18 protein-coding genes and 1 pseudogene are annotated in these 17825 nt (G+C 72.6%); 8 read left to right on the forward strand and 11 right to left on the reverse strand.

Annotated elements, in window-relative coordinates; translation table 11 throughout:
* The 3 genes from VHA72_RS16095 to VHA72_RS16105 all read right to left on the reverse strand — a co-directional run.
* The coding region (locus tag VHA72_RS16095; RefSeq protein WP_325577040.1) for an aminotransferase class III-fold pyridoxal phosphate-dependent enzyme at positions 1–891 on the reverse strand (891 nt) is incomplete at its 3' end.
* A gap of 94 nt (positions 892–985) precedes the next feature.
* A complete protein-coding gene (locus VHA72_RS16100) occupies positions 986–1630 on the reverse strand; it encodes an NAD(P)-dependent oxidoreductase (RefSeq protein ID WP_325577042.1) in 645 nt (214 codons plus the stop codon).
* 67 nt (positions 1631–1697) lie between these two features.
* The gene (locus tag VHA72_RS16105) at positions 1698–2093 is read right to left on the reverse strand and encodes an FAD synthase family protein (RefSeq protein ID WP_325577044.1); all 396 of its coding nucleotides are present in this window, start codon (positions 2091–2093) and stop codon (positions 1698–1700) included.
* Positions 2094–2138: 45 nt separating this feature from the next.
* Between VHA72_RS16105 and VHA72_RS16110 the strand changes: the two genes are divergently transcribed.
* The 3 genes from VHA72_RS16110 to VHA72_RS16120 are packed head-to-tail and all read left to right on the forward strand — an operon-like array spanning position 2139 to position 4062.
* The gene (locus VHA72_RS16110; protein ID WP_325577046.1) at positions 2139–3407 is read left to right on the forward strand and encodes a DUF445 domain-containing protein; all 1269 of its coding nucleotides are present in this window, start codon (positions 2139–2141) and stop codon (positions 3405–3407) included.
* 23 nt (positions 3408–3430) lie between these two features.
* Positions 3431–3802 (forward strand): FKBP-type peptidyl-prolyl cis-trans isomerase, encoded by a 372-nt coding sequence (locus tag VHA72_RS16115; RefSeq protein ID WP_325577048.1) that lies wholly within the window; start codon positions 3431–3433, stop codon positions 3800–3802.
* Between the two features lie 2 nt (positions 3803–3804).
* Positions 3805–4062, forward strand: coding sequence for an RNA-binding S4 domain-containing protein (locus VHA72_RS16120; RefSeq protein WP_414689808.1), 258 nt, complete (start codon positions 3805–3807; stop codon positions 4060–4062).
* Between the two features lie 6 nt (positions 4063–4068).
* Here VHA72_RS16120 and VHA72_RS16125 read toward each other — a convergent pair whose 3' ends face one another.
* From VHA72_RS16125 to VHA72_RS16135, 3 genes are read right to left on the reverse strand one after another with little or no spacing between them, the layout of a single operon-like run.
* Positions 4069–6189, reverse strand: a complete 2121-nt coding sequence (locus VHA72_RS16125; protein WP_325577050.1) for a xanthine dehydrogenase family protein molybdopterin-binding subunit — start codon at positions 6187–6189, stop codon at positions 4069–4071.
* Positions 6186–7214, reverse strand: coding sequence for an FAD binding domain-containing protein (locus tag VHA72_RS16130; protein WP_325577052.1), 1029 nt, complete (start codon positions 7212–7214; stop codon positions 6186–6188). Before VHA72_RS16130 ends, VHA72_RS16125 begins: the two co-directional genes overlap by 4 nt.
* Positions 7211–7735 carry a 2Fe-2S iron-sulfur cluster-binding protein gene (locus tag VHA72_RS16135; protein WP_325577054.1) on the reverse strand — a complete coding sequence of 175 codons (525 nt, stop codon included), beginning with the start codon at positions 7733–7735 and terminating at the stop codon, positions 7211–7213. The genes VHA72_RS16130 and VHA72_RS16135 overlap by 4 nt, the downstream gene beginning before the upstream one ends.
* A gap of 87 nt (positions 7736–7822) precedes the next feature.
* Here VHA72_RS16135 and VHA72_RS16140 point away from each other — a divergent pair, with 87 nt between their 5' ends.
* Complete coding sequence (locus tag VHA72_RS16140) at positions 7823–8239, forward strand: hypothetical protein (RefSeq protein ID WP_325577056.1); 417 nt, start codon at positions 7823–7825, stop codon at positions 8237–8239.
* A gap of 28 nt (positions 8240–8267) precedes the next feature.
* Here VHA72_RS16140 and hisN read toward each other — a convergent pair whose 3' ends face one another.
* Positions 8268–9122, reverse strand: coding sequence for a histidinol-phosphatase (gene hisN, locus VHA72_RS16145; RefSeq protein ID WP_325577058.1), 855 nt, complete (start codon positions 9120–9122; stop codon positions 8268–8270).
* 68 nt (positions 9123–9190) lie between these two features.
* Here hisN and VHA72_RS16150 point away from each other — a divergent pair, with 68 nt between their 5' ends.
* On the forward strand, positions 9191–9637 hold the full coding sequence (locus VHA72_RS16150; protein ID WP_325577059.1) for a DUF2231 domain-containing protein: 447 nt from the start codon (positions 9191–9193) through the stop codon (positions 9635–9637).
* A gap of 111 nt (positions 9638–9748) precedes the next feature.
* Here the strand turns inward: VHA72_RS16150 and rsgA are convergent, their stop codons facing one another.
* The 4 genes from rsgA to VHA72_RS16170 form a co-directional block, all read right to left on the reverse strand.
* Complete coding sequence (gene rsgA / locus VHA72_RS16155; RefSeq protein ID WP_325577061.1) at positions 9749–10777, reverse strand: ribosome small subunit-dependent GTPase A; 1029 nt, start codon at positions 10775–10777, stop codon at positions 9749–9751.
* A complete protein-coding gene (gene aroA, locus VHA72_RS16160; protein ID WP_325577063.1) occupies positions 10774–12045 on the reverse strand; it encodes a 3-phosphoshikimate 1-carboxyvinyltransferase in 1272 nt (423 codons plus the stop codon). Before aroA ends, rsgA begins: the two co-directional genes overlap by 4 nt.
* A 112-nt stretch (positions 12046–12157) precedes the next feature.
* Positions 12158–13183, reverse strand: a complete 1026-nt coding sequence (locus VHA72_RS16165; protein ID WP_325577065.1) for a DoxX family protein — start codon at positions 13181–13183, stop codon at positions 12158–12160.
* Positions 13184–13243: 60 nt separating this feature from the next.
* Positions 13244–15955 (reverse strand): sigma-70 family RNA polymerase sigma factor, encoded by a 2712-nt coding sequence (locus tag VHA72_RS16170; RefSeq protein ID WP_325577067.1) that lies wholly within the window; start codon positions 15953–15955, stop codon positions 13244–13246.
* A 252-nt stretch (positions 15956–16207) separates the two neighbouring features.
* Between VHA72_RS16170 and VHA72_RS16175 the strand changes: the two genes are divergently transcribed.
* The 3 genes and pseudogenes from VHA72_RS16175 to VHA72_RS16185 all read left to right on the forward strand — a co-directional run.
* Positions 16208–16840: a hypothetical protein gene (locus VHA72_RS16175; RefSeq protein ID WP_325577069.1), complete on the forward strand. Its 633-nt coding sequence runs from the start codon at positions 16208–16210 to the stop codon at positions 16838–16840.
* A gap of 24 nt (positions 16841–16864) precedes the next feature.
* Positions 16865–17614, forward strand: a complete 750-nt coding sequence (locus VHA72_RS16180; protein ID WP_325577071.1) for an SOS response-associated peptidase — start codon at positions 16865–16867, stop codon at positions 17612–17614.
* Positions 17611–17825: pseudogene (locus VHA72_RS16185) on the forward strand (hydrolase); the annotation flags it as partial. The gene VHA72_RS16180 and the pseudogene VHA72_RS16185, both read left to right, overlap by 4 nt.

Raw genomic sequence — 17825 nt, forward strand, 5'->3', positions numbered from 1 at the left:
CGCGATCGGCCCGGAGATCATCACGCCGCCGACGGGGACGTAGCCCGAGTTGACGCCCTTCGCGAACGTGATGAGGTCGGGCACGACCCCGTCCTGCTCGTGGGCGAGCCAGCTGCCGGTGCGGCCGAACCCGGCCATGACCTCGTCGATGACGAGGAGGATCCCGTACCGGTCGGCGATCTCGCGCACGCCCGCGAGGTAGCCCGGCGGCGGCACGAGGATGCCGGCCGTGCCGGGCACCGCCTCGAACAGGATCGCGGCGATCGAGTCGGGGCCCTCGGACTGGATGACGCGCTCGAGGTGGTGCAGCGCCCGGGCCGACTCCTCCTCCGGCGTCGTCGCCCAGAACTCGCTGCGGTAGAGGTACGGGCCGAAGAAGTGCACGTGGCCGCGGGCGAACTCGTTGCCGGCCGAGCGGCGCCAGTCGCCGGTCGCGACGATCGCGGCGCCCGTGTTGCCGTGATAGCTGCGGTAGTGCGAGACCACCTTGTCGCGGCCGGTGACCAGGCGCGCCATCCGGATCGCGTTCTCGTTGGCGTCGGCGCCGCCGTTGGTGAAGAACACCTTGTGGAACCCTTCGGGTGCCACGTCGACGATCCGGGCCGCCGCCTCGCCGCGGGTGAGGTTGGCCGTGGCCGGTGCGATGGTGGTCAGCAGGTCGGCCTGCGCCTTGATCGCCGCCACTACCGCGGGGTGCTGGTGCCCGATGTTGGTGTTGACCAGCTGGCTGGAGAAGTCCAGCCAGGTACGGCCCGCGTGATCCCACACCCGGCTGCCGCTGCCGCCGGCCAGGACCAGCGGCACGAGCGCTCCCTGGGCGGACCAGGAGTGGAAGACGTGTGCCCGGTCGAGGTCGAAGGTGCGGCTGTCCAGGTCGGTGCTGATGCTCATCGCGCGGCCCGATTTCGTGTCGAATCAGTAGGTGATGGTGGCCACCATAGACGTTTTCGACATCACATCGGTCTCCGGCCGCGCCTTTCCGTGTTCAGTGCCCGACGGTGAAGCGACGGCGTGGATGGTTCGACTGCTCGATCTCGTCGACGTACGCCGTGGCGAAGTCGGTGCCTGAGATCTCCGAGCTGCCGTCCTCCTTGGTGACCAGCAGGTCACCGCCGGTGCGGTAGCTGCCGGTGGTCTCACCGGGCGCCCAGGCGCCGAACAGCGCCGCGGGGGAGACGTAGAACCAGCGCAGCTGCTCGGGCGTGCGGTAGAGCGCGTCGAGGACCTCGGCGTGTGCGGCCGCCTCTGGCTTCCACTCCTCCTGGAAGTCCGGGGTGTCGATCAGCCGCGGTCCGCCCTCGGCGACCAGCGAGGAGCCCGCGCCGCCGACGAAGGAGAGTCGGGCATCGTGGGCGAGCGCGGTGGCGACCAGCTTCGGGAGGACGTCGACGAGCTTCTGGCCGGACACGTCCGCGCCGTGCGTGGCCACGACCAGCTCGTCGGCCTCCTCGCCGGCGTGGCCGAGCACGTGGGTGTCGGTGATGGAGCCGGTCCGGTATTCGACGCCCGGCAGGGGCTGCTCGGGCAGGCTGCGGGAGTACGAGACGACGCTGTGCCCGCGCTTGACCGCCTCGGCGGCGATGTTGCCGCCGGCATACCCGGTCCCGCCGAAGATCACGATCCTTGCCATGGTTCCTCTTCTCGACTGGTCAGCAGAAGTTGAAGGATGAACCAGCCGCAGGGGCGTGGCATTCCGGTCAGACGCTGGCGATCTTCTCGATCAGGGCGGTGGTGGAGATGGCCGGCGTACGCGGCAGGTAGACCACCTCGCACACGTCGCCGAACTCGTCGAAGCGCCCCGCCCAGTCGTCGCCCATCACCAGCACGTCGGCGTGGTAGGTGAGGATGTAGTGCCGCTTGAGCTCCAGGCTCTCCTCGAGGAAGACCTCGTCGACGGGCTTGAGCGCGGCCACGATCGCGAGCCGCTCGGCCTGGCTGAAGACCGGGTCGCGATCCTTCTTGCGCCGGTTGAGCTCGTCGGCGCTCACGCCGACCACGAGCCGGTCGCCGTACTGCGCCGCGCGCTCGATCATCCGCAGATGACCGACGTGGAAGACGTCGAACGTGCCGAACGTGATCACGGTGCGTGGCATGCGCGGGAGTCTCCCATGTCACCGGGGACCCGGCAGAATCAGCACATGGCCCAGGGAGCCGGAGCGTCCGGCCCGATCATCGACACCTCCGCGGACGCGGTACGACGCCAGGCCCTGCGCCGGATGCGCACCGTCGCCACGTCGCTGCTGGTGCTGGCCGCGGTCGTCTTCGTCGTGACCCTGAAGCGGAGCGGCTTCCTCGGCTTCGTCAACGCCGGCGCCGAGGCCTCGATGGTCGGTGCGATGGCGGACTGGTTCGCCGTCACGGCGCTGTTCAAGCACCCGCTCGGCCTGCCGATCCCGCACACCGCGCTGATCCCGCGCCGCAAGGACGACATCGGGCACAGCCTGGAGGAGTTCGTGGGGGAGAACTTCCTCTCCGAGGAGGTGCTGCGCGAGCGGATCGCGGTGGTGCAGCCGGCGCTGCGGGTCGGCACCTGGCTCAGTCAGGAGCGCAGCGCCCGGGCACTGGTCGACGAGGCTGCGACCGTGGCCGCGGCGGCGCTGCGCCGGGTGCGCGACGACCACATCGCCGAGCTGGTCAACGTCGTGCTGGTGCCACGGCTGCGCGAGGAGCCGGTGGCCCCACTGCTCGGCGGGGCGCTGGAGGGCGCCCTCGCCGACGACCTGCACCACGGCCTGGTCGACCTGGCCCTGGTCGAGCTGCACGACTGGCTGGCGGCCAACCAGGAGACTGTCACCGACGTCCTGGGTGAGCGCGCGCCGTGGTGGGTGCCGCCGGCGCTGCGCGACCCGGCCGCGGCCCGCATCCATGTCGAGATCGTGCGCTGGGTCGCCGACATCCGCGACGACCCCGGCCACCGCGCCCGGATCGCCATCGACAAGCTGCTCGCCGAGCTCGCCGACAATCTGCAGCACGACCCCGAGACGCAGCAGCGCGCCGAGCAGCTCAAGGAGCGGCTGCTGGCCCATCCGCAGGTGATCGAGACCTCGATCGGGCTGTGGGACGCGTTCCGGCGGGCGCTGACCAGCGCGCTGCAGGAGCGCGACGGCGCGCTGCGCGCCCGGCTGGTCGCGGAGGCGACCCGGTTCGGCCGGCGACTGCTGGCCGACGACGCGCTGCGCGAACGGCTCGACGCGCTCGCCTCCGACGCGGTCGTCTACGTCGTCCAGCGGTACGGCGCCGAGGCCACCTCCGTCATCACCCACACCATCGAGCGCTGGGACGGCCGGGAGGCCTCTCGCCGGATCGAGCTGCACGTGGGCCGAGACCTGCAGTTCATCAGGATCAACGGCACCCTGGTCGGCGGTCTGGTCGGCGTGCTGATCCATGCGGTGGCGGTGCTGCTGTGACGGCCCTGGCTAGGCTGGTCCGCATGTCTGAGAAGCCCGAGATCGACTTCGTCGACCCGACCCCGCCCACCGACCTCGTCGTCACCGACCTCACCGAGGGGGACGGCGAGGAGGCGACCGCCGGCAAGACCGTCACGGTGCACTACGTCGGGGTCGCGCACAGCAGCGGCGAGGAGTTCGACGCGTCGTACAACCGGGGCGAGCCGCTGCGCTTCCGCCTCGGCGTCGGCCAGGTCATCGCCGGCTGGGACCAGGGCGTGCAGGGGATGAAGGTGGGCGGTCGCCGCCAGCTCGTCATCCCGCCGCACCTGGGCTACGGCGACCGCGGTGCCGGCGGCGTGATCAAGCCGGGGGAGACGCTCATCTTCGTCGTCGACCTGCTCGGCGTGGCCTGACCTTGCCAGCGGGTCCAGCGCCCCAGGACGTCCCGATTCGCGACGAGTCGATCCGGCTCGGGCAGTTCCTCAAGCTCGCCAACCTCGTCGAATCCGGCGCCGAGGCCAAGCCGGTGATCGCCGACGGCCTGGTGCTCGTCAACGGCGAGGTCGAGACCCGGCGCGGCCGCCAGCTCCACCACGGTGACGTGGTGGAGCTGGGCGGTCAGGCGGTGAGGGTCGCCGACGAGGCGTCGTACGACGACGGGCTGCCCTGGTAGGACCGCTCAGCGGACGAACCGGTCGGCGGTGACCGGGATCTCCCGGATCCGCACCCCGGTGGCGTCGTGCGCGGCGTTGGCGACCGCCGCGGCGGTGCCGACGATGCCGATCTCGCCGATGCCGCGCGAGCCCATCGGGGTGAAGGTCGGGGTCTCGTCGTCGAGCCACTCGGCCTCGACGCCCTGCACGTCGGCATGGCTCGCCACGTGGTACGTCGCGAGGTCGCGCGTGACGACGTGACCGAACCTCGGGTCGCGCATCGACTCCTCGAAGAGCGCGGCCGACAATCCCATGACCAGCCCGCCGAGGAACTGCGAGCGCGCGGTCCTCGGGTTGATCACCCGTCCCACGTTGTAGACCCCGAGCAGTCGCGGCACCCGCAGCTCGCCGGTGTAGCGGTGGACCCGTACCTCGGCGAAGACCGCGCCGAAGGAGTGGAAGGAGAACCGCTCCGCCTCGTCACCGCGCACCGCGGAGGCCTCGGCGCGCAGGCCCGCAGCGGGTTCGGCGCCGTGGTCGGCCCGGAACCGCTGGGCGGCCGCCACGATCGTCGACCCCCACGAGCTGGTGCCCGAGGAGCCGCCCGCCACGGTCGCCATCGGCAGGGCGGTGTCGGCGATGCGCAGGTCGATGCAGGACGCCTCGACTCCGAGCGCGTCCGCGGCGATCTGGGTGAGCACGGTGCGGGCGCCGGTGCCGATGTCGACCGCCCCGATCGACACCCGGTAGCGCCCCTCCCCGAGGGACTCCACCCGCGCCACGTTGCCGGGCATGCGCATCGCGGGATAGGTGGCAGAGGCGACGCCGGTGCCGACCCACCACTCGCCGTCTCGGCGGGTGCCCGGGCGCCGCGGGCCCGGCGTCCAGCCGAAGCGGTCGGCGCCGCGGTCGAAGCAGTCCATCAGCCGCCGGCTGTCGAACGGCAGCCCGGTCTCGGGGTCCACCGCGGGCTCGTTGCGCCGACGCAGCTCGATCGGGTCCAGCCGGCACGCCTGCGCGAGCTCGTCCATGGCCACCTCGTGGGCGAACATGCCCGGCATCTCGCCCGGCGCCCGCATCCACGACGGCACCGCCACGTCGAGCACCGCCAGCCGATGGCTGGTCCGTCGGTGCGGTGCGGCGTACATCATCCGGGTCGGGGAGGCGGTCTGCTCGGCGAACTCGCGCAGTCGGGAGGTCTGCTCCTGGGCCTCGTGCTCGATCGCCGTCAGGGTGCCGTCGGCGCGGGCGCCGAGACGAAAGTGGGAGATGGTCGCGGTGCGATAGCCGGTCAGGTCGAACATCTGCTGGCGGGTCACCGCCAACCGCACCGGGCGTCCACTGGCGACCCGGGCCGCCAGCACCGTGGCCATCACGTGCGCGTGTGCCTCGCCCTTGCTGCCGAAGCCGCCGCCGACGTACGGCGCCATCACCCGGACCTGGTGCTTCTCGACGCCCAGCATCGGCGCCAACGCGTTCGCCACGCCGTGCACACCCTGGGTCGAGTCGAACAGCGTCAGGGTCTCGGCCCCGTCCTCGTCGCGTCCCCACCAGGCCGTGGTGGCGTGCGGCTCCATCGGACTGTTGTGCTCGTAGGCCGTGCGGTAGGTCGCCTCCACGAGGATCTCCGCCTCGGCCAGGCCCGCGTCCACGTCGCCGGTCTCGGTGTCGGTCTCCTTGGCCGGGTTGACCTTCTCGGGCCGGTACGTCGCGTTGTCCTCGCGCAGCTCGGCCTCGAACTCCTGCGGCTCCTCGACCACCTCGACCAGGCGCGCGCCCTCACGGGCGGCCTCCACGCTCTCGGCGAGGACCAGTGCCACGATCTGCCCGCGGAAGCCGATCCGGTCGTCCTGCAGGATGGCCAGCTCGCCGTTGGAGACGTCCACGAGCCGCGGCGCGCTGGTGTGGTCGATCACGGCCACGACACCGGGGTGGTCCAGCGCCGCGGTGTCGTCGATGGTCAGCACGCGGCCACGGGCCACGGTCGACTGCACCAGCCACAACGACAGCGGCCGTCCTGGTGTCTCGGCCGGGTGCTGGTCGGCGGCGTACGCCGCCTGCCCGGTGACCTTCTCGGCGCCGTCGACCCGATCCAGTGACGTGCCCATCGACCGGGCGGTGACCGTCTCGGGGCGCACCTCGGTCACCGGTCCTCCTCGGGTCGGTCGAGGTCGACGGCGAGCGCCGGCACCAGTCGGCTCAGGGCGAGCACGGTCGCGTTGCGCAGCATCGCCAGCTTGTAGGCGGCTCCGGGAGCGGGCCGGGCCTGTTCCAGCTCGGCGGCGACGGCCGATCGGATCGTCGACTCGCTCAGGGCGGCGCCCCTCAGGGCGTCCTCGGCGGCGCGTGCTCGCCACGGTCGGTGTGCGACGCCACCCCACGCGAGTCGGACGTCGCGGACCGTCCCCGTCCCCGGGTCCAGGTCGATCCCCGCCGCCACCGAGACCAGGGCGAAGGCGAACGAGGCGCGATCGCGGACCTTGACGTAGGTGGATCGTGCCGAGGTGACCGACCTGGGCAGGACGACGCCGGTGATCAGCTCGCCGTGGGCCAGCGTGGTGTCGCGGTGCGGCTCGGCGCCCGGCAGCCGGTGCAGATCCTCGAGCGGAAGCTCGCGCGACCCGGCCTCCCCGAGCACCTGGACGACCGCGTCGCAGGCGACCAGCGCGACCGCGAGGTCGGAGGGATGGACCGCGACGCACTGGTCGCTGGCGCCGAGAACGGCGTTGTAGCGGCCATAGGCCCGGTCGTCGTCGGCCGAGCACCCCGACCCCGGGTCCCGCTTGTTGCACGGGGTGGTGCGGTCCTGGAAGTAGACGCATCGGGTCCGCTGGAGCAGGTTGCCGGCCGTGGTCGCCTGGTGGCGGATCTGGCCGGAGGCCCCGGCGAGCAGGGCTCGCGACACGACCGGCCATCGCTCCCGCACGGCCCGGTCGGCGGCCAGGTCGCTGTTGAGCACGTTCGCGCCGACACGGAGTCCGTCGTCGGTCTCCTCCACCGCGTCCAGCGGCAGATGGCGTACGTCGACCAGCAGACCGGGTGCGGCGATGCCGAGCTTGAGGTGGTCCACCAGGTTGGTCCCGCCGGCCAGGAAGCTGGCATCGGGATCGGCGGTCACCGCGGCGACGGCCTGGGCCGGGTCGCTGGGTCGGAGGTAGGCGTGCTCCCTCATCCGCCGGCCGCCTCGCGGATGGCGTCGAGGATCCCGACGTACGCGCCACAGCGGCAGAGGTTGCCGCTCATCCGCTCCCGGATCTCGGCGTCGGTCAGGTCCTCGAGGGTCGTGGGCCGGGAGAGGTCCTCGGTGACATGGCTCGGCTGGCCCTGGGCGGCCTCGTCGAGCATGCCGACCGCGGAGCACACCTGCCCCGGGGTGCAGTAGCCGCACTGATAGCCGTCGTGGTCGAGGAACGCCTGCTGCACCGGGTGCATGCCCTCCGCGCCGAGGCCGGCGGCGGTGGTGATCTCGGCGCCGTCGTAGGAGAGCGCGAGGGCCAGGCAGGTCAGATGTTGCCGGCCGTCGAGCAGGACGGTGCACGATCCGCACTGACCGTGGTCGCAGCCCTTCTTGGGCGAGGCGTGGCCGAGCCGCTCGCGCAGCGCGTCGAGCAGCGTGGTGCGCGGGTCGACCGCGATGCGGTGGGTGATGCCGTCGACGGTGAGGTCGACGTTCGCCGAGGGGAAGGTGTCCACCCTGGGCCGGTCTCCGCGGCGGGAGGTGCGCAAACCGTCCCGGTGGGATACCGGTGGGCCGGGACGGGACGAACAGAGGAGAGGGACATGTCCACCATCGGATGGATCGTCATCGCGATCGTCATCGTCGTCGTGGTGCTGTTGGCACTGGCGGCGTGGCGCGCGCAGCACCGGCGGAAGATGACCGCTCGCGCGGCGGGTCTGCGCGACGAGGCCCGATCTCACGCCCGCGACATCGGTCAGGATCGGCTGGAGGCACGCGAGGCGGAGGCGCGTGCCGATGCCGCCCGACTGGAGGCGGAGCGGACACAGCGTGAGGCCGACGCAGCGAAGACCGCGTTGGCCCAGGAGGAGGCCACCCACGAGGATCGGATCCGCGAGGCCGACCGGCTCGACCCCGCCGTCGATCACGAGGCGGACGGGTACCAGCCGACGACGGCCGCGGACGAGCGGCGCCCGACGCCGGGCGCGCACCGCGGCGAGCCTGGTGCGGATCGGCTCTGAGGCCGGTCAGGGTCCGCTCAGGGTCCGCTCAGGGGCGCCGGAACGGCGTGACCGAGCCGGGCCCGTGCGTCGGCCAATCCGGGTCGTCGCCGTCGGGCACGCTGCCCAGGAAGGACAGCGCGGCGTCGTGCAGGTGGGTGTTGGAGGCCAGCGCGTTGCCGCCCCACGGCCCCTCGACGCCGTCGAGCGAGGTGAACGTGCCGCCCGCCTCGGTCACGATCGGCACCAGCGCGGCCATGTCGTAGACCTCCAGCTCCGGCTCGGCCGCGAGGTCGACGGCGCCCTCGGCGACCAGCATGTAGGACCAGAAGTCGCCGTACCCGCGGGTGCGCCAGCACCGCCGCATCAGCGCCATGAAGTCGTCGAGCCGGTCGCGCTCCTCCCAGCCGTGCAGCGAGGCGTAGGCGAGGGAGGCGTCCTCCAGGCGGCGTACGTCGGAGACCTGGTTGCGGGTCGCCTTCATCAGCGACTTGCCCGTCCAGCTGCCCTGGCCCTTGCTCGCCCACCAGCGCCGCCCGAGCTGGGGAGCCGAGACCACCGACATGACCACCTCGTCCTCGACCGCGAGCGCGATCAGGGTGGCCCAGACGGGCACGCCGCGGACGTAGTTCTTGGTGCCGTCGATCGGGTCGATGATCCAGCGCCGGGCGGAGGTGCCCGAGGAGCCCTCCTCCTCCCCGGTGACCGCGTCGCGGCTGCGCGCCTTCGACAGGGTGCGCCTGATCGACTCCTCGACCGCCTGGTCGGCGTCGCTGACCGGGGTCAGGTCGGGCTTGGTCATGACGTGCAGATCCATCGCCTTGAACCGGTCGGAGCTGATCGAGTCCGCGTCGTCGGCCAGCAGATGGGCCAGGCGCAGGTCGTCGGTGTAGTCGGTCGCCACGGGCTCAGCCTAGAACCTCCGGGTCGGCCCTCAGGTCTTTGTCAGGTCGGTGATGCAATCTTCAACTCATGACGGTCAACGGTCTTCCGCTGCACCCCCTGGTCATCCATGCCACCGTGATCGCCCTGCTGGCGCTCGCGATCCTGTCGGTGGCCTACCTGCGTCCGCGCTGGCAGTCGGCGCTGCGCTGGCCGCTGGCGGTGCTCGCCGTGGTCTCGGCGGTGCTGGTGTGGTTCACCGGCGCGACCGGCGACTCACTCAAGCACGACCGGTTCGCGACGGCCACCGGGGTACTGGCGCAGCGCATCCAGCATCACGAGGACCTGGCGGGCAAGCTCGCCTTCGCGACCTACGTGCTGGCCGGGGTCGTCGTCGTGATGACAGTCCTGCGTGGCCGGCTCCCCGGCTGGCTGACCTGGATCGGCTCGGCCCTGCTCGTCATCGGCGCCGTCGCGGTCGGGGTGCTCTGCGTACTCACCGGCGACGCGGGCGCCAGGGCCGCCTGGGGTCAGTAGGTCGGCGTACCCCGGTGCCCAAAGTGTCACCGTGACAGTTCGCGCCAGCAGTGACAGTTTGCAACTGTCACTCTCGACGCAGAGTGTCACGGTGACAGTTTGGAAAGGCCCTTAGACGAGGTACGGCGGGACCGAGCGCGCGTCGAGCAGCCGCCGGAAGGACGCCACCCGGTCCGGGTCCGCCTCGCCGCGAGCGACCGCCTCGTCGAGGCCGCACTCCGGCTCGTCGGCGGCGTGGGTGCAGCCGCGCGGGCAGTCCTCGGTCATCTCGTCGAGGTCGGGGAACGCCTCGATCAGGTGCTCGGGCTGGACGTGCGCCAGCCCGAACGAGCGGATCCCGGGGGTGTCGATGATCCACCCGTCGGGCGTGTCGTCGGCGCCGGGCAGCGGCAGCATCAGCGCGGAGGTCGAGGTGTGCCGACCGCGACCCGTGACGGCGTTGACCTGCCCGACCTCGCGCCCGGCGTCGGGCACCAGCGCGTTGACCAGTGTCGACTTTCCGACCCCCGAGTGGCCCAGCAGCACGCTGGCGCGTCCGGCCAGCCGCTCACGCAGTTCGGCGAGGCCGCCGAGGCCGTCGTCATCGCGGCGGGTGACCACCCATGGCACGCCGAGCGCGCGATACGTCGCCAGCAGCGTCTCCGGGTCCGCCAGGTCGGCCTTGGTGAGGCAGAGCAGCGGTGCCATGCCCGCGTCGTACGCCGCCACCAGGGCGCGATCGATCAGACCGTGCCGCGGCTCGGGGTCGGCCAGCGCGGTGACCACCACCAGCTGCGAGGCGTTGGCGACGACGACGCGCTCGACGGGGTCGTCGTCATCGGCGGTACGGCGCAACACCGTCGTGCGCGGCTCGACCTCCACGATCCGGGCCAGACTGCCCTCGGCCCCGGAGACGTCGCCCACCACCCGGACGCGGTCGCCGACGACGACGCCCTTGCGGCCCAGCGGGCGCGCCTTGACCGCCCAGATCTGCTGTCCGCCGACGACCACGGTGAAGCGGCCCCGGTCGACGGTGACGACGACACCGTCGACGGCGTCGTCGTAGGTCGGTCGCTCCTTGGTCCTCGGCCTGCTGCCACGCCGGCGAGGACGGTCGTAGTGCTCGACGTCCTGGTCGGAGTAGCGGCGGCTGCTGGTCACGCGAAGAGCCCGGCCCAGAACGGTGCGAAGTCGGTGAAGGTCTTGCTGGTGGTCGCGACGTTCTCGACCAGGACGCCGTCGACGACGGCGCCCAGGATGACGCCGGCGTGGGCCATCCGGTGATCGGCATAGGTGTGCCACAGACCGCCGTGCAGCGTCCGCGGCGTGATGGCGAGCCCGTCGGGGCGCTCCTCCACGTCGGCGCCGAGGCCGGTCAGCTCGGTGGCCAGGGCGGCCAGCCGGTCGGTCTCGTGCCCGCGGATGTGGGCGATGCCGCGCAGATGCGAGGGCGTGGCCGCCAGTGCGCACAGGGCAGCGACGGCCGGCGCCAGCTCACCCACGTCGTGCAGGTCGAGGTCGACGCCCTGCAGCTCGCCCGGGCCGGTCACGGCGAGGCCCTCGGCGGTGAAGCGGACCTGGCAGCCCATCTGGGCGAGGATGTCGCGCAGCGCGTCGCCGGCCTGGTGGGTGGCGCGCGGCCAGTCACGGACGGTGACGGTGCCACCGGTGACGGCCGCGAGCGCGAGGAACGGCGCGGCGTTGGACAGATCGGGCTCGATGGCGTGGTCGGCCGCCTTCACCGGCCCCGGTGCCACCGCCCAGCGGTTGGCCTCGCTGTCGTCGACCTCGACGCCGTGCTCGCGCAGCATCGCCACGGTCATCTCGATGTGGGGGAGCGAGGGCACCGGCTTGCCATCGTGCCGGATGTCGACGCCCTTCTCGTAGCGCGCGCCGGCGAGCAGCAGCGCACTCACGAACTGGCTCGACCCGGAGGCGTCGATCACCACGGTGCCGCCGGTCACCGCGCCGCCGCCGTGCAGGGTGAACGGCAGCCGCTCGCCGGCGACGTCGACGCCGAGCGCCCGCAGCGCGCCCAGGATCTCGCCGACCGGGCGCTGCCGCATGTGCTCGTCGCCGTCGAAGGAGACCGTGCCGGTCGACAGTGCCGCGACCGGCGGGACGAACCGCATCACCGTGCCGGCCAGCCCGCAGTCGACGGCCGCGTCGGCGGTGAAGGTGCCCGGCGTGACGACCCAGTCCTCGCCCGTCGTGTCGACGGGCGAGCCCAGCGAGGTGAGAGCACGCGACATCAGCAGGGTGTCGCGAGAGCGCAGCGCCCGCCGTACCACCGAGGGCCCCTCGGCGATGGCCGCGAGCAACAGCGCGCGGTTGGTCAGCGACTTGCTGCCCGGCAGGGAGACGACCGCGTCGACGGGGGCGGTGGCACGCGGCGCGGGCCAGGGATCGGCGATCGGGTGCTGGGTCACGCCCGCAGCCTATCGACCGCCCGCGGGTGCCCACTCCGGAAAACAGCTGGGTTGGTGCCGCGACACGCTGGCGTGTCGGGCAACCAACCCAGCTGTTTCGAGGGAGCGCGAGTCAGGCGACGGCGTGCTTGGCCTTCTTGGCCAGTTCCTTCTGCCGCTTCTGGTAGGCATTGCGGGCGTCCTTCGCGGCCGCTCGACCCTGCTTGCGCAGGTCCTCGAGCATCGGTCCGGCCTGCTCCCGGGCGGTCTCGGCCATCGAGGCGGCCTGCTCGCGCGCCGCGGCCGCGACCTGGGGGGCACGCTTGCGCGCCTGCTTCGCGGTACGCCGGGCCTGCTTGCGCAGGTCCTTCATCACCGGAGCCGCCTGCTTGCGCAGGTCCCTGACCACGGGGGTGGCTTCCTCGCGCGCCGTCTCGGCGTACGACGAGAGCCGCTCGCGAGCGGTGGCCGCCACCACCGGCGCCTGCTGTCGGGCGGTCCCGGCGAGGTCCGCGGCCTTGTCGGCCAGGTGGTGGGTGGTGTCGGAGGTGGCGACCTGGTGGGCCGCTTCCTGGATCGCCTGCTTGGCATGCTGCCCGGCGGCGGCGACGGCGGCTCCCAGCACGCTGGCCCCGGCGCCGGTCTCCAGGGCAGCGACCTTGCCCTCCAGTCGGGCGGTGCTGGCCAGGTGGCCGGCCTCGCGGCGGGCGTCGCCGATGGCGTGCTTGGCCAGCCAGGCCATGCCGGGTTTTCCGTCGGTATCGCCCGCGGCGATGATCAGGCCGCCGAGCAGGGAGAGGTTCTTGGCGAGCTGGAGGCGCTGGGTAGCGCGGGCCTCCGGCTCGGACTCGTTCCAGAAGTCGTGGCCGGCCACGGTGGTGGGAACGAGGCTCGTTGCCAAGACGGCGGCCGAGAGTCGGGGGAAGCGGCCGGTGGCGAGCGCCAACCCGGCGGCGATCTGGATGCCGGCGTTGATCTTGACCAGCTTCTCCGGGTCATGGCTGATCGGCAGGCCGGCGCGCTGCGCCAGGCGCACGAGCGGGCCGGTGACCGGCTCGGCCTTCTTCGCCGCGCCGGAGGAGTTGCGCAGCGTCTGGATCGGGCCGACCAGGAAGATCGACGACAGCAACGGACGGGCGAGGGTGCGGCTGATGGTCATGGCCCCCCGGTGCCCGTGAGCCGCCCAGGACATTCGCTGCGACTTGTCGGTTCGGGGAGGTCAGCTGCCGAGCCGCACCGACCCGTCCCGGTGGAAGCTGTCGTCGCTGGAGTCGGAGTCGGTGAAGTCGTTGGGCGACACCGAGATGTCGACGCTCCAGCCGGCGGAGAACGTGAAGTCCAGGTGCGCGATCTCGCCGTTGCCGCCGAGCGTGCAGGTGAGGGTGAGATCGCCGTCGGGGCTCGCGGGCAGGGAGCAGCCGGTCACGCCGGAGCCCAGCTCGTGCGTGCCGCCCGGCTCCCAGCCGGTGATGTCGCTGACGTGGATGTGGGCGGTCGCGGTGCGGCCCGCCGGGATCCCGGTGGCCGAGACGTTGACGTGCTCGTAGCCCGCTACGTTCGCCGGCGAGGAGGTGATGGCCAGGTCGGAGGAAGGCTGGTCGACGGTGACGGTCACCGCCGCGCTGGCCGACTCGCCGCGACCGTCGGAGACGGTGTAGCCGAACGAGTCCGTCCCGTCGAAGCCGGCGTCGGGCGTGTAGAGGATGTGACCGTCCGGCGACACCAGCACGACGCCGTGCGAGGGCTCGCGCCCGGCCGTGAAGGTCAGCGCGTCACCGTCGGGGTCGCTCGCGTGGCCGCCGAGATCGATCGCGAGCGGTGTCTCGTACGCCGTCGTGGCGGTGACGTCATGTGGCACCGGCGCCCGGTCCGGCAGCGGCCCCACCGTGATGTGGACGGTGGCCGTGTCGGTGAGGCCGTGACCATCGGAGACGACGTAGTCGACGGAGTCCTCACCGCTGAACCCCGCGTCGGGGGTGTACCGGAGCTCGCCGTCGTCGATCGAGGCGGTGCCGTGCGCTGCTGTGCCCACCGACGCCAGGCTCAGGGTGTCGCCGTCGGGGTCGGTGTCGTTGGCGAGCACGTCGACCGCGACCGATGACGGCGATGACCAGGCGGCGTCGGCGTCCGCCTCGTCGTCGCGCGCCACCGGAGCCCGGTCCGGCAGCACCCCGACGGTGACATGGACGGTGCCGGTGGCGGTGCCGCCGTGGCCGTCGGAGATCGTGTAGGTGAACGAGTCCGGGCCGGTGTAGCCGACAGCCGGTGTGTAGGAGACCGCGCCACCGGCCAACAGCGCCGAGCCGTGCGCGGGCTGGGTGACGGCGACGACGGCGAGGGCGTCGCCGTTGGGGTCGCTGTCGTTGGCGAGTACGTCGATCGGGGTCGCCGTACTCCCGCTCCAGGCCGCCGGCGCCGTCACCATGTCGGCAACGGCGACCGGGGCGGCGTTGGGCGTGGTGACGCGGACCGTGCCCGTGACGGTGCCGCCATGGTCGTCGGCGAGCACGTACTCGATGGTGTCGGTGCCGCGCCAGCCGGGCCGGGGTGTATAGGTGACCGAGGTCGGTCCGCCGCCTCGGCGGGCGAAGAGGGCGCTCAGCGTCTCGCGGCCGGAGGCCCGGTCGGCCTGGTCGATGACGACGGTGCCGTGGGCCGGCTTGGCGACCTTCGCCGACACCACCCGGAGCGGGTCGCCGTTCGGGTCGCTCGCGCCCTTGGTCAGGTCGATGGTGACCGGCTGCCCGGCCGAGGTCAGGGCCACCGGCGCGAGCGGGTGGTGGATCACCGGGCCGGCGGCGGGAGCAGGCGGCGTCGCGACGACGGGTACGACGGGGACGACGGCCGCCGGTGGCGTGACCTTCGGCGGCGCCGGGTGATGTTTCTTCGGTGCGGGCGAGGTCGGCGGCGTGGACGGGGTCGGAGCCGGCGAGCTCGGGGCAGGGGTCGGCCGTGGCGCCGCGGCCGGCGGGGCCGAGTGCCCGTGCAGCCCGAGCGCCAGCCCGGCCGCGCCCACGCCGGCGGCCACGACCCCGCCCCCGGCGGCGACGGCCCGGCCCGCCGGGTTGTGCAGCAGCCAGTCCCGGCCGCGACCGAGGAGGAGCAGCACTCCGGCCTTGGCGCCGAGCGCGCCAGCATGCGCGGCGGCGAGGTAGCCGATGCCGGCCGAGCCGAGCAGCATCGGCGCGAGCACGGCGCCCAGGTCGTTGTTGACCTCGGCCAGCTCCAGGTAGATCCCGCTGCACTCCCGGCAGCCCTGCAGGTGCGCCTCCACCTTGCCGGCGTCGCGCTTGGAGATGCCGCCGCGCAGGTAGGCGCCCAGGTTGGCGCGGGTGGCGGCGCAGACGTCGTCGGTCGCCTCCTGGGCGTGCATGGTCACGAACGCCTGTCGCAGCCCCTCCCGGGCCCGGTAGGCCAGCGCCGAGACGGAGTTGGGGCTCATTCCCAGCAGCGGCGCGATGTCGGCCGGCTTCTGCCCCTCGACCTCGGTGTGCCACAGCACCTGCTGCCAGCGCTCGGGCAGCGAGGCAAACGCCTTGGCCGCGGCGGCGTTGTCGAACCCGCTGACGGCGGTGTCCTCGAACGGCACGCCCGGGTCGAACGCCGCCATGTCGTCGGTGGTGGTCAGCCGCGCTCCGGAGCGCAGCTTGTCGACGTGCAGCCGGCGCAGCGCCGTGAGCAGGTAGGCGCGGAACGCGATGTCCGGGCCGCCGCCGCGCTGCAGTACCGAGAGCACCTTGGCGAACGCCTCGGACACCAGGTCGTCGACGTCTCCGGCCGAGACCAGCTGCCGGGCGAGCCGGCGCGCCGAGTCGACGTGCCGCTCGAAGAGCTTGCCGTAGGCCTCGACGTCACCACCGCGCACCGCGGAGATGAGCTCGGCGTCACCGGGCTCGTCGAGAGGAGGCAGCGTGGTGGGGAGGTCGCTCACGACCGGTGAGACGCGCGCGCGTGCGCGTCATGACGCGATTCACCCACGGTCTTCCCCCTCACTCGTGCAGTGGTCTCGAAAGATTCTGCCCGGATCGCGTCACGTTCACACCCCTCGTCCGTCTCATGGGCGTACGACGCAGCGGGCGTCGTACGACGGGTTGTGGTGAGGGATGCGGTGGGGATCTTCGCGAAGTGGCGTGGTTCCTCCGGCGACCTGCGGTCACGCGCGGAGCTGACCGAGAGGGTGCGGGTGGCGCTGCCACCCCTCTTCGAGGCGGTAGGGGAGGCGCTGGCCGCAGGGCACCCGGCCGTCGAGGCGTGCTGGGTGGTGGGTCGCACGCAGGCGGAGCTCGGGTCCTCGCTCGGCGAGTGCCTGGAAGGGCTGCGCGCCACCACCCAGCTCGTCGCCCGGCGCGACCCGCTCTTCGAGGAGACCCATGCCCTGTCGCTGGCGTGGAGCGAGTCGATCCTGGGCTACCTGCACGGCCTGTCCTGTGCCGACCCGCTGACCGGGCTGTCCACGCACGCGCACATCCGGGAGCGGATCGGCGAGCTCTACCGAGACGCCATCGCCGACCGCGTCTCGCACAGTCACGCGCTGGTGGTCACCGACGCCGGCGGCCTGACCGACCCGGTCTCGGTCGCACGTCGGCTGACGCTGGTGGGGCAGGCCGCTCGCAGCGTCTTCTCCGGGACCGAGACCATCGGCCAGATCGGCGCCAGCCGGGTCGTCGTGGTGACGCCCCGCAGCGACTCGCTGCCCAACCGGGTCTCGCTGCTGCGTCGGATGGTCACCGAGCAGGCCGACCGGGTCTGGATCGAGGGCCTGCCCGACACGGACGCCTCGGCGGTGCACCTGCTCGACGAGCTGGCCCGAGGTTGAGCGGTACGCCGTAGGCTGAGCCGCATGTGCGGCCGCTACGCGTCCAGCAGCGATCCCCGGGACCTCGCCGACGAGTTCGGGGTCGAGGACGTGCGGATCGGCGCGCCGCTGCCGCCGTCGTACAACGTCGCGCCGACCGACGAGGTGTACGCCGTCGTCGAGCGCCCGGCCCGCGCGGACCGACCCCGGCAGCGCCAGCTGCGCACGCTGCGCTGGGGGCTGGTGCCGTCGTGGGCGAAGGACCCCTCGATCGGCTCGCGGATGATCAACGCCCGGATGGAGACGGTCACCGAGAAGCCGGCGTTCCGCAAGGCGTTCGCGACCCGACGCTGTCTGGTGCCGGCCGACGGCTACTTCGAGTGGTACGCCAGCTCGCAGGTGCGCGGCGACAAGCCGGTCAAGCAGCCGTTCTTCGTCAGGCCGAAGGACCACGGCGTACTGGCGATGGCGGGGCTCTACGAGATCTGGCGCGACCGCGGCCGGCCCGACGACGACCCGGCCGCGTGGTGGTGGACCTGCACGATCATCACCACCACCGCCGAGGACGAGCTCGGCCGGATCCACGACCGGATGCCGTTGATGGTCGAGCCGGACCGCTGGGACGCCTGGCTCGACCCCGCCCGCGAGGCGGCCCTGGACCTGCTGGAGCCGGCGCTGCCGGGGCGACTGGAGGCATACCCGGTGGGCCCGCTGGTCAACAACGTGCGCAACAACGGCCCGGAGCTGATCGCGCCGCTGCCGCTCGAGGAGACCCCGATGGAGGCCAGGTCGTGACCACGCAGACGATCCCGACACCGTACGGCGACGGCCGCCTCGTCACCCGGCGGGCACGCGCCCCGATCGCGACCCTGCTGCTCAGCCACGGTGCGGGCAACGGCATCGACACCCACGACCTGCTGGCCCTGCAGGCGGCGCTGCCGGCGCAGGGGATCTCGGTGCTGCTCTTCGAGCAGCCCTGGAAGGTCGCCGGTCGACCGGGCGCCTC

Source organism: Nocardioides sp. (assembly GCF_035547795.1).
GTDB lineage: Bacteria > Actinomycetota > Actinomycetes > Propionibacteriales > Nocardioidaceae > Nocardioides.